10 protein-coding genes and 1 pseudogene are annotated in these 11510 nt (G+C 63.5%); 5 read left to right on the top strand and 6 right to left on the bottom strand.

Annotated features, from left to right (window positions below; all coding sequences use genetic code 11):
- The first annotated feature begins 32 nt into the window (after window positions 1-32).
- Genes ACAM52_RS30230 through ACAM52_RS30240 form a run of 3 tightly spaced genes read left to right on the top strand, consistent with a single transcriptional unit; the run spans window position 33 to window position 3659 of the window.
- A complete protein-coding gene (locus tag ACAM52_RS30230) occupies window positions 33-1025 on the top strand; it encodes an isopenicillin N synthase family oxygenase (protein ID WP_139701229.1) in 993 nt (330 codons plus the stop codon).
- 8 nt (window positions 1026-1033) lie between these two features.
- Window positions 1034-2194 carry a thiamine pyrophosphate-dependent enzyme gene (locus ACAM52_RS30235; protein ID WP_185993684.1) on the top strand — a complete coding sequence of 387 codons (1161 nt, stop codon included), beginning with the start codon at window positions 1034-1036 and terminating at the stop codon, window positions 2192-2194.
- Between the two features lie 28 nt (window positions 2195-2222).
- A complete protein-coding gene (locus ACAM52_RS30240) occupies window positions 2223-3659 on the top strand; it encodes an amidohydrolase family protein (protein WP_369645383.1) in 1437 nt (478 codons plus the stop codon).
- Between the two features lie 433 nt (window positions 3660-4092).
- Here ACAM52_RS30240 and ACAM52_RS30245 read toward each other — a convergent pair whose 3' ends face one another.
- From ACAM52_RS30245 to ACAM52_RS30265, 5 genes are read right to left on the bottom strand one after another with little or no spacing between them, the layout of a single operon-like run.
- The gene (locus ACAM52_RS30245) at window positions 4093-4884 is read right to left on the bottom strand and encodes an IclR family transcriptional regulator (protein ID WP_369630360.1); all 792 of its coding nucleotides are present in this window, start codon (window positions 4882-4884) and stop codon (window positions 4093-4095) included.
- A gap of 19 nt (window positions 4885-4903) precedes the next feature.
- Window positions 4904-5596, bottom strand: coding sequence for an amino acid ABC transporter permease (locus tag ACAM52_RS30250; RefSeq protein ID WP_369630361.1), 693 nt, complete (start codon window positions 5594-5596; stop codon window positions 4904-4906).
- Window positions 5593-6360, bottom strand: coding sequence for an amino acid ABC transporter permease (locus ACAM52_RS30255; protein ID WP_369645384.1), 768 nt, complete (start codon window positions 6358-6360; stop codon window positions 5593-5595). Before ACAM52_RS30255 ends, ACAM52_RS30250 begins: the two co-directional genes overlap by 4 nt.
- 33 nt (window positions 6361-6393) lie before the next feature.
- Window positions 6394-7293, bottom strand: a complete 900-nt coding sequence (locus tag ACAM52_RS30260; protein ID WP_369645385.1) for a transporter substrate-binding domain-containing protein — start codon at window positions 7291-7293, stop codon at window positions 6394-6396.
- 34 nt (window positions 7294-7327) lie between these two features.
- Entirely contained in the window at window positions 7328-8506 is a 1179-nt protein-coding gene (locus ACAM52_RS30265) for an aminotransferase class V-fold PLP-dependent enzyme (RefSeq protein ID WP_139701222.1), read from the bottom strand.
- Between the two features lie 658 nt (window positions 8507-9164).
- Here ACAM52_RS30265 and ACAM52_RS30270 point away from each other — a divergent pair.
- Both ACAM52_RS30270 and ACAM52_RS30275 read left to right on the top strand, forming a co-directional pair.
- Window positions 9165-9826, top strand: a pseudogene (locus ACAM52_RS30270) (alcohol dehydrogenase catalytic domain-containing protein); the annotation flags it as partial.
- 36 nt (window positions 9827-9862) lie between these two features.
- The gene (locus tag ACAM52_RS30275; RefSeq protein WP_369632820.1) at window positions 9863-10063 is read left to right on the top strand and encodes a hypothetical protein; all 201 of its coding nucleotides are present in this window, start codon (window positions 9863-9865) and stop codon (window positions 10061-10063) included.
- Window positions 10064-10129: 66 nt separating this feature from the next.
- On the opposite strand, the gene ACAM52_RS30280 is transcribed toward ACAM52_RS30275, so the two are convergent.
- Window positions 10130-11482, bottom strand: coding sequence for an NAD(P)/FAD-dependent oxidoreductase (locus ACAM52_RS30280; RefSeq protein WP_369645386.1), 1353 nt, complete (start codon window positions 11480-11482; stop codon window positions 10130-10132).
- Window positions 11483-11510: the final 28 nt, after the last annotated feature.

Genomic DNA, 11510 nt, shown 5'->3' on the forward strand with positions numbered 1-11510 from the left:
GCGCAGCGCCTTCCCTTCCCAGGAGACATCCCGTGAGTTCCCTTCAAGCCAAGACCGTATCGACCGTGAGCCTGCCGGTGATCGACATCAGCGGACTGTCCTCATCGAACCTCGCCGACCGCCAGGCCGTCGGCCGCCAGATCCGCGCCGCCTGCATCGAGTACGGCTTTTTCTATGTCGATGGCCACGGCGTGCCGCAAGGCTTGCTCGACGCCGCCCTGCAGCAGGGCGAGGCGTTCTTCAGCCAGCCCGACGACGACAAGGCGAAGGTGGCGCGCACCCACTCGTTCTGCAACCGCGGCTGGGACCCGCTGAAGGCCGAATCGCTGGGCCTGGACGTGCCCGACAACAAGGAAACTCTGTTCCTCGGCCTAGACCTGCCGCTGGACCACCCCGCCGTCGTGGCCGGCCGCTTCAACCATGGCCCGAACCAGTGGCCAAGCGACCTGCCCGGCTTCAAGCCGACCATGCGTGCCTACCACGCGGCCCTGCGCGACGTCAGCGAACGCATGATGGTCGGCCTGGCCCTCGCGCTGAACCTGCCGGAAGACCACTTCAAGGACTTCAACGACACCCCGCTGTCCACCGTCCGCATGCTGCACTACCCGCCGCAGGCGGTGGGAGCCTCGCAAGACACCATCGGCGCCGGCTCCCACACCGACTTCGGCGCCTTGACCTTTCTGTTGCAGGACAACAACAGCGGTCTACAGGTGCAAGGCCTCAATGGCGATTGGATCAGCGCACCGCCGATCCCTGGCACCTTCGTGTTCAACATCGGCGACGCCATCGCCCACTGGACCAACGACCTGTTCCGCTCGACGCTGCACCGCGTGGTCAACGTTTCGGGCAACGAGCGCTATTCGGTGCCGTTCTTCTACTCCGGCAACCCCGACCATCAGCTCGAATGCCTGCCTGGCTGCCTAAAGGAGGGCGAATCGCCGAAGTACCCACCGACCACCGTGGAAGCGCACATGACCGAGTGCTACCACCGCGCTCGCGCGGCCGCGCCGTCCTACCTCGGATGACCGCATCCATGACTGCCTCGTTCAAGAGATATGACTTCCTGACGGCGCTCGCGTCGGTGGCCCGTGACGACCTCGTCGTCACCAACTTGGCCAACACCGCGACCGAGTGGCATGCGGCGCGTCCGTCGCATGCCAACCTCTACGCGGTGGGCATGGGCCTGGTGACGCCCTATGCGCTGGGCGTGGCCCTGGCCCGTCCCGACCAGCCGGTGATCGCGCTCGACGGCGACGGCGGCATCTTCTTCGACACTTCGGTGCTGGGCACCATCGCCGCAGCGGCTCCGGTCAACCTGACGATTGTCGTGTTCGACAACAGCGGCTACATATCCACCGGCAAGCTGCCCGACGTGGCCTCGTTGGCCGCCCAGGTCGACATCGCCACGCTGGCGCGCGCCTACGGGCTGGCCAACGTGCACACAGTGGACCACCCCGAGGCGCTGGTCGCCTGCGTGCGCGAAACCTCGGCCCATGCCGGCGCGAAGCTGATCGTGGCCAAGGTGAACGTGGAACAGGCCTTCGTCGGCGCACTGCCGATGGACCTGAAGGAAAACAAGTACCACTTCGTTCGTCATATCGAGCAGGCCGTCGGCATCCGCATCTTGAAGCCTTCGGCCAAAGAACACGGCGCCCGCCCCGCGGCCGACCCGAGCGGCAACGCCGGCGCCAACGGCAGCTTTGCACAGACGCTGTACGCCGCGCTGAAGGACAACGGCATCGACTTCGTCATTGGCCTGCCCTGCAGCGGCTTCAGCGGCGCGCAGTCACTGCTGATGCAGGACCGCGAGCTGCGCTACCTGCCGGTCGCCCATGAAGGCACCGGCTTGGGCATCTGTGCCGGCGCCTGGCTGGGCGGCAAGCGCCCGGCCGCACTGATCGAGAACTTCGGCCTGTTCGCCTCGGTGTACCAGTTGCTGCGCGGCCACTTCAGCCACGGCATTCCCACGCTGCTGATGACCGAATGGCGCGGCGACACCGGCGACCAGGAGTTCTTCGCCGAGACCGGCGAAGTGACGCGCGCGCTGCTGTCGGCCATCCGCGTGAACCACCGCGTAGTGGACGACGCCGCGCAGCTGATGCCCGCGGTGCGCGACGCGCTGCGCTGGATGGACGCCTGCCTGCGCCCCTTCGCGCTGCTGCCCACCTTCGAACTGACGCGCCAGAAGCGCTAGCTCGCCCCCTTCACCCGATCGCCCACCCATGCGCACCCTGCTCTCCAACATCGGCCAGCTCTACACCTGCGACAGCAGCGACCGCGTGCTGGCCAACTCCTATGTCGTCGTCGACGACGACCGCATCGCGGAGGTTGGCCAGGGCATGCCCGAGGGCCACTTCGACCAGCGTCTGGATCTGCGCGGCCAGATCGTGATGCCTGGCTTCATCAACCTGCACCACCACTTCTTCCAAACACTGACGCGCGCCATCCCGCGCGCGCTGTCGGGCCACCTGCTCGACTGGCTGAAGGCGATGTACCCGCTGTGGGCCGGCATGACGCCCGACGACCTAGACGCCGCCACGCAGGCCTCCATGGCCGAACTGATGCTGACTGGCGCCACCACCACCGCCGACCACGCCTACCTTATGCCGGGCGGGCGGGCTGAGTACACCGATGCGCTGGTGCACGGCGCGCGCACCGCCGGCCTGCGGCTGCACCTGGTGCGCGGCTGCATGACGGCGATGGAAGACACGCTGGAGGCCGACCTGAGCGCCGTGCTGGGCCCGCGCGCCGGGGGCCTGGTCGACGACGAGGAAGCCGTGCTGGCCGACATGGCCCACGGCATCCGCCAGCACCACCAGACCGGCTGGGGCGCACGCATCACGATGGCGCTGGGCCCCACCACTGCCACCTACCAGCGCATGGACTTCATGAGCCGCATCTCCGAGCTGGCCCACGCCAACGGCTGCGGCCTGCACATGCATTTCCACCCGCGGCCTGACGAGCGTGTGTGGTGCCGCGAGCAATACGGCAAGCGTCCCATCGAACTGCTGCAAGACGCCGGCTGGCTGGCCCCCGGCACCTGGTTCGCGCACAGCACGCGTGTCGATGCCGAGGACATGGCCCAGATGGCCGAGGCCGGCGTGGCCGTGGCCCACTGCCCGCGCATGCTCGTGCGCCTTGGCGCGCGGGTGACGCCGATGCACGAAATGCTGGCCGCCGGCGTGAAGGTCGGCTTCGGAGTCGACGGCGGCGCCAGCAACGACAGCGGCTCCATGCTCGGCGAAATCCGCCTGGGCATGCTGCTGCACCGCGCGGCCGGCGGCGAAGGCACCGTGCCGTGGCAGCAGTGGCTGTCGCCCTATCGCGCGCTGACGATGGCCACGCGCGAGGCCGCGGCCATCCTCGGCCGCAGCGACATCGGCCGCATCGAGGTGGGCTGCTGCGCCGATATAGTGGCCTTCGACATGTCGCCGATCGGCTTTGCCGGTGCCCGCACCGACTGGATCTCGGGCCTACTGGTGGCCGGCGACGACACCCGCGCGTCGCTGACCATGGTGGGCGGCGCGATCCGGGTTCTGCACGGCCGCCTGGCGTGGGACGACGAACGCGCGCTGCGCGGCCGTGTCGACACCATCACGCACCGTCTGATCGAACGCGCCCACGGCCTCACCGGCCTGGACTACTCTCAGATGGCATGAACGGGCATTGTCACGTTGGCGGTCAGTCGACGCGCGATGCGCGACCGATGCCTTCTTGAGCGTTTCGATCTCGGCGCGCACTTCTTTGCGAGCAACGCGGGAGATTTCGGCTCTAAAGATCGAGGCGATGTTTGGCATGGACGCATTGTGCCGCGCCGTTGCAGCGCTGCAGTTCTGCCGTCGGACCTTCAAGGCCGGGCATGAAAAGCGACAGCGGTCGGCATCGAGGCGGTTCCCTGAGCGGCTTTTTTCTCCCTGGCCTCTACCAGCGCCGAACCACTGTCGAGAGGCAGTGTGCGTGACCCAAGTGAAATCGGAGTGAAGTCCGTGCAGGAGTTCTGTGAAACGATACTTGCCGTCTTGTTTCGTGCAACTGCTGCCCCTGATGCAGCCAGTCAGAGCTTGAGCGACACTGCCTGCCGCCGCCGAGATCTCACCGGGGCTGGATCGCCCGCCTGATCCGATCCGCGTATGTCGTCAGTGTCGGCACCATCGCCACGACGTCCTCCAGCGTGCGCCTGCTCTTCGGCGCAGAGATCGTGAGCGCCGCCACAACCTGACCCTCTGTGTTCTGTATGGGTACTGCGGCACCAACGACGCCTGCGATGTACTCGGACTCGTTGGCCGCATAACCCTGATTCTTCACTTTCCGAAGGCGCTCGAGAAGAACTTTCGGCGCGGTCACGGTCTTGGGTGTCAGTGGCTCCCAGGGGCCGGAGGCCATGAACTTGGCGAGTTCGTCCGGCGGCAGTGCCGCAAGGAAGATCTGCCCACTGGATGTGCAGTGGAGCGGCGCCTTCTGCCCCGCCTGAAACTGAAGCGTGAGGGGAGACTGCCCCATGACGCTCGCGATGTACTCGACCTCGCCGGAGGACATCAACGCCAGGCCGCAGGTTTCTCCGGTCTTTTGTGCAACGGCCGTCAGCAGCGCTTGAATTGGCGCGTAGACGATGGTGGAGCTCAGGATCGACGTCGCCAGTCCAACCAGCTTGGGGGCGACGGCGTACTTGCCCTTGACGGGCATCTTCTGGAGAAACTGCAGTTCCTCCAGCGTGGCGATCATCCGGTGTGCTGTCGGCCTGGGCAGATCGAGGAGATAGACGATGTCGGCCGCGGAGATCATGCCCATCTTCGCCGCCAGGTTGAGGACCGCAAACAGCCGCTCGACAGGCGTTCCCACGATCGCTGTCGAAGCTTTCTTCGCTTTCTTGGTCGTCGTGCTCATGGCTGCATTATTCAGGTCTCTATCGACGTCCCGGAACTGCATCGCGATTCTTCAGAATGGCCACGAGCTGAGACGTCAGCGAGGAAAGCACCATGTAGATCACGGCAACCGCCAGGTACATCTCGACGAGGCGTCCGTCACGTTGGGCAATCTTCGAGGCGGCTCCCAGCAGATCGGTGACCGACAGCACGTAGACCAGCGACGTATCCTGAAACAGGATGATCGTCTGCGTGAGCAGTATCGGGCTGACGACACGCAGTACCTGCGGCAGGATGATCAGCCGATAGGTCTGCCAGGTCGACATCCCCAGCGCCTTGCACGCACCGTACTGCCCCTTTGCCATCGACTTGAACCCTGCGTGAATGATCTCGGCGTAGTAGGCGGCCTCGAACAGCGTGAACGTCACGAAGGCCGTCCACACCGGCCCGATCTGCACCGGCCTCGAGGCTCCGGTCATCCACATCAGCACGAGCGGCATCAGGAAGAAGAACCAGAAGAGCACCATGATCAGGGGCACCGAGCGGATCAGCGTGATGTACGCACTTGCGAGCTGGGACGCGACCGGAACTTCAAGGTGCCTCACAAGAGCGAGGCCAATGCCGAGCAACAGGCCGCCGAGAAAGCCGACCGCGGTGAGCTTCAGCGAGAACACCAGTCCGTCGAACAGGAACGGCCAGGCCTGCGCGATCACGGAAAAGTCGAAGTGGTTCATGGCTTCGCCGCCTCCTTTCGCATCGGAAAGAAGCGGCGTCTCGTGATCGTGGGCTCCATGCCGGGCGTGCGGAGGCGCTTTTCCAGACCGTGCATGACGGCATAGACGGAGAGTGCGAGCAGCAGATAGAGGATGGTTGCCGCGCCGAAGGCCTGGAACGTCTTGAAGGTGAACTCGTTGATCTGTCGAGCCTGGGCGGTGAGCTCAAGAAGCCCGATGGTCAGTGCCACCGACGTGTTCTTGAAGATGCCCATCACCTCGCTGGTCAGCGTCGGCATGATGATGCGCAGCGCCTGTGGAAGCAGGATGGTGCGATACAGCTCCAGTTCTGTCATGCCCAGTGCCCTGGCGGCCGATCGCTGGCCGTAGGGCAATGCTTCGATCCCCGCCTTGACCTGCTCTGCCACGCGAGCGCCGGTGTAGAGCGAAAGCGCAATCAATGCGGGGAAGAAGGCTCCCCAGGGCGGCACCATCTTCTTCATCGCATTGCCGAGGTCGGGCGGCAGCAGTTCAGGCAGCACGAAGTACCAGAGGAACATCTGGACGATGATGGGGATATTGCGGAAAACCTCGACATAGAGCCGCGCGGTCAGCGCGATCGCCCGGTTGGAGGAGGTCCGGCCACAGCCGACCAGCACCCCCAGGACGAAGGCTACGCACCAGCCCGCCAGCGCCAGGGCGACCGTCCAGGCCAAGCCATTGAGCAGCCAGGCGAGATACAGCTCCTCGCCGTCCTGGACTGTCTCGAAAAGAACTTCGAACACATCGAGCTCCAGTCAGCTTCGGATGGTGGTGCTTCAGTCGATCCGGTCGCTGGGGACCTTGATCCGCTCCTTCAGCTTTTCCGTCATCGGAAAGGCCAGGCTCACGTTGCGCGGCGGGATCGGCGCCTCGAACCACTTCTTGTAGAGCTTGTCGTACTCGCCGCTCTTCATGAGGTTGCCGATCACGCCGTCGACGAGGGCCTTGAACGCCGGATCGTCCTTGCGCAGCATCAGGCCGTAGTAGATATTGTCGAAGCCGCCAGGCATGAGGGCAAACGACGCCGAGTTGCGTGAGTTCGCCTTCTCGCCCGCCAGCAGGATGTCGTCCTCGAGCCAGGCGACGGCACGGTTGCTGTCGAGCGTGAGCATTGACTCGCCATGGTCCTTGGCCGCGATCGTCATCAGCGCCATCTTCTGCTCTTCGTTGAACTTGCGCGCGAAGCCGACGGCGTTGGAGCCTTGTGTGACCACGATGGTCTTGCCCTTGAGGTCCGCCGGACTCTTCACGCCGGAGTCCACGCGCACCAGCCAGAGCGGCTGGCTGACGAAGGTGGCGACCGAAAAGGCAACCTGCTTCTGCCGCGCGGCGTTGTTCGCGGTGCCGCCGCACTCGATGTCGACGGTGCCGTTGACGACCAGCGGGATGCGGTTCGACGAGTTGACGGCCACCTGCTTGAATTCCAGCTTGGGCATGTTCAGCTGCTGCTTCACCTTGTCCACAACGGCCGCGCACAGGTCCATCGAAATGCCGACGGGCTTCTGCTGGCTGTCCAGGAACGAGAACGGCACGGACGACTCGCGGTAGCCGAGCGTGATCGCCCCGGTTTCCTTGATCTTCTGCAGCGTATCTCCGCCGGTCTGGGCGAAGCTGGGCATGTTCGCGGCCAGCAGGCATGCGGCTGCGATGGTGAGAAACGACGACTTCGGGTTCATGAAGATTCTCCTGCGGTCAATAAAAAGATGGCAATCAGTCGACCTGGATTGCCGCCGTCGGGTGGGCGCTGCGGCTCAGGCGCTGCTGGATCAGCGATACGACCTGGTCGACGTCTTCGGAGGTGTTAAAGAGGCCGAAGGAGATGCGAATGCCGCCGCGCTCGGGCGATACGCGAACCTGGTTCTGCGTGAAGTAGTCCAGCCATTCGGCGACCGGCAGATCCAGCACATAGATGTGTGCACGGCTGGCACGGGTACGTGGACCGACGAGACGTACGCCGAGCCGTTCAAGCTGTGCGATCAAGCGGTCGCCCAGTTCGAGCACGTGCGCTTCGATTCGCTCGACGCCGGTCTTTCGGATGAGGTTGATCGAGCTCGACAAGGCGTGCAGATCGGGAAGGTTGTAGTTGCCAAACTCGAAGCGCCCCGCATCCTTGCGCGGCGCCAGATCGTCGGGCCGCGCGATGTAGTCCTCGGGGGGATTCGCCAGGCTGCTCATCGCGAGGTAGGCCGGCTGCAGTTCATCCAGACCGGCCTTTACGTAGAGGATTCCCAGGCCCTGCGGCACGAGCAAACCCTTGTGGCAGCCGGCGGCCAGCACGGACACGCCCAGTGTCCTGACGTCGACCGGCAGCACGCCGACAGACTGCATCACGTCGACGACCAGGTAGATGCCCTTCTGCGCGCACAGACGGCCGATGCTGGCGATGTCGTGCCGCTGGCCCGCATGGAAGGTCACGTGCGACAACGAGATAACCTTGGTCCTGGCGTCGATGAAGGGCTCGAAGGTTTCCGCGGTCGCGATTTCATCGTCTGCCACCTTCACGAAGCGCACCTGCACGCCCTTGCGCTTCAGGTTGAGCCAGGCATAGGCATTGTTCGGATGGTCGCCCTCGAGCATCAGGACGGTGTCCTCGTTCGCAAGCGGAACGGCATTCGCTGCGATATTGAGGCCCTCGGAGGTGTTCTTGGTGAAGGCGATCTCGCTGGGCGATGCATTCAGCAGCGCCGCGACGTCCTCCCGGGCACGCTCGACGCGGCGCATCCACACCGGCTTCGGGCCGGCCATTTCGTTGCCTTCCGCGAGAAATTCGGAAAGTGCCAGGCGCACGCAGGTCGCCATGGGTGTCTGGTGCGCGGAGTCCAGGTAGAGCATCCGCTTGGTGACCGGAAATTCCTGGCGGATGGAGTCAATTTCGAGAATGGCGGACATGGTTTCCTCAGTTCATCAATCATTGCCCCGATGTGGGGCGGCGGGTGCATGGAACGCATGACCACCGTGTGACGTGAATCGATGCGACGGTGTCATCCTAGGAGTGCCTGTGAGTCGCCACGTCTCGATATTCGGCCATATCGAAGGTCGAATTTCCAAGGGAAAGTACAGGTAGATCACTCCAAAAATCGCATCCGGATTTCGAGACAAAATTTCATCGCAGGCAGCCTGATTCAGGCTCTTTCATGCGCTGTTCGCAGGGTTTTGGAGCGTAGAACGAGGGTGATCGACCCCAAGACGGCGCCCTCGTGGGAGTCAACGCCTCGCACCATGCAGGGGCGACGTCCGAACAGGGATCGTCCACTTGAATTTTTTGCGTTGCACTTTTCGGACGCTTATCCGACCAGGGCGTCGCACGGGCGAGCGCGATGAAAGAGGCACCTTGCGAGAGCTTGCTCACCAGGCTGCTGCGTATCGAAATCTGAACACACCCAGTCGACGCAGAGACATACCATCCGCCGCGCTCTGCAACTGCAGGGCTCCGTGGACAGGCTGACTGCAGCGCATGCGCTTCGAGGCTTGCTGCTCACCATCCGCCACGAGGAAAACGTACGTCGCCGCGCAGTTCCGGCGATTGAACCTTGAGGACCCTTGACCCATGAAAACCAAAGCCGCCGTCGCCTGGAAACCCGGAGCCCCGCTCACCATCGAAACCGTGGACCTCGAAGGCCCGAAGTTCGGCGAAGTGCTGGTCGAGATCAAGGCCACCGGCATCTGCCACACCGACTACTACACGCTCTCGGGCGCCGACCCCGAAGGCATCTTCCCCGCGATCCTGGGCCATGAAGGCGCGGGCATCGTGGTCGATGTGGGCCCCGGCGTCACCACGCTGAAGAGGGGCGACCACGTCATTCCGCTCTACACGCCCGAATGCCGCCACTGCAAGTTCTGCCTCTCGCGCAAAACCAACCTGCGCCAGCTGATCCGCGGCACCCAGGGCAAGGGCCAGATGCCCGATGGCACCAGCCGCTTCAGTCTCGACGGCAAGCCCATCGCGCACTACATGGGCACCTCGACCTTCAGCAACTACATGGTCGCGCCCGAGATCTCGCTGGCCAAGATCCGCGAAGACGCCCCCTTCGACAAGGTCTGCTACATCGGCTGCGGCGTCACCACCGGCATCGGCGCGGTGATCTTCACGGCCAAGGTAGAAGCCGGCGCGAACGCGGTGGTGTTCGGCTTTCCACTGGCGGCGGCGAGGTGATGAACGCCGCGGGTGCTCGCCTCGTGAAGGTGCTCAACTATCCGCTCGACATCGACAAGCTACACACCGGCGCCAACCGGGTGTTCAAGATCATGGACGACCATCTGGCAGACCGCGAGTTCTTGGAGCTGGGCCGTGCAACGATCGCCGATATCGCCTGCTTTCCGTACACAGCACTGGCCGGTGAAGGTGGCATCGACTTGTCACCGTACAAAAACGTGCTTGCATGGATTGAACGGATGAAGAGGCTCCCAGGCTTCATTCCGATGCCGGGTATTGCCGCCGCAAACTAGGCCGTGCCTCCGCGGGCTTCGTGAGTCGAGGCTTACGGATCCCGCACCGCGCCTCGTCGACGACTCCTAGTGCAGTTTCACCTTGGAGCCGGTCGAAGGTGTTAGCGACCTCGCCAGCGTCTCCCGAGCCACGCGCCACCATCCATGCAGGGCGAGCTCGTGCATTTTGTACATGGACTTGTACATGAGCTTGGCGAAGACGCCTTCGATAAACATGTTCCTGCCTACAACGCTGCCCATCAAGTTGCCGACCGTGCTGAAGTCTCCCAAGGAAATCAGCGAGCCGAAATCTCGGTAGCGATAGGGAGGAAGACTCCCCCCTGCAATGAACTGCGAGAGATGACGCGCCAGGAACGAAGCCTGCTGGTGTGCAGCCTGGGCTCGAGGTGGAACGTAGCCCTTTCCATTGGGGCGCATGCATGCAGCGCAGTCACCAATGGCAAAAATGCTGGAGTCCAACGTCGTCTGTAGCGTCGGGTGCACCGTCAGCTGATTGAGTCGATTGGTTTCGAGGCCGTCCAGCGTCTTCAACAGTGCTGGGGCCTTTACGCCCGCAGCCCAGACACTGATTTCCGCAGGGATCGTGCGACCGTCTTTCAGCGTGACCTCGCCTTCATCAACGCTGCTAACACTCGCTCCAACGTGGACGTGAATACCTGAGCGGCTCAACAGATCGTGCGCAGCGGCCGAGAGTCGGGCGGGAAGTGCCGGAAGAATTCTGTCCGAGGCCTCGATAAGGTGAATCTCAAGCTTGGCGCGACCGTTGAGTGCAGCGTCTGCTGAGTTCAAGACCTCTTTCCCCGTTCGATGCAGTTCAGCGGCGAGCTCGACGCCAGTTGCCCCTGCTCCGATGATGCAAATCCGAAGTTGAGCAGCAGTCAAGGGACCATCTTGAGCCTGGGCTCGGAAGCAGGCATTCATCAGCTTCCGATTGAAACGGACTGCGTCGCCAAGCGACTCGAGCTTGAGCGCATTCTTCAGCACGCCTTCGGTTCCGAAGTCGTTGCACTGGCTTCCGACTGCGATGACGAGAGTGTCGTATGGAACGTTCCGTCGAGGCGTTACCCGCTCTCCCTCCGAGTCCACATAGGGGTCAACGCTCACCAACCGAGCCACTCGGTCGAGGCCGGACATCTGTCCGATTCGGAACACGAAGCCGTGCTTGCGTGCATGTGCAAGATAGCCGACTTCGTGCCGGCTGGTGTCCATGCTCCCGGCCGCGATTTCATGAAGCTTCGGCTTCCAGACATGTGTTCGAGACTTGTCTATGAGCGTGACTGCGAGACGTCTGTTCCTGCCAAGACTGGTCGCGAGTTCAAGGCCTGCCGCCCCACCGCCAACGATGACAACCCTATGGCGCTCAGGAATGCCGCCATCCTTTTGTCCTTCTGTGGACGGTACTGACCATCGACTGAGCATGACAGAACCTAGTTGTAGCCAAGGACGG

It is taken from the genome of Variovorax sp. V118 (assembly GCF_041154445.1).
Taxonomy (GTDB): domain Bacteria; phylum Pseudomonadota; class Gammaproteobacteria; order Burkholderiales; family Burkholderiaceae_C; genus Variovorax; species Variovorax boronicumulans.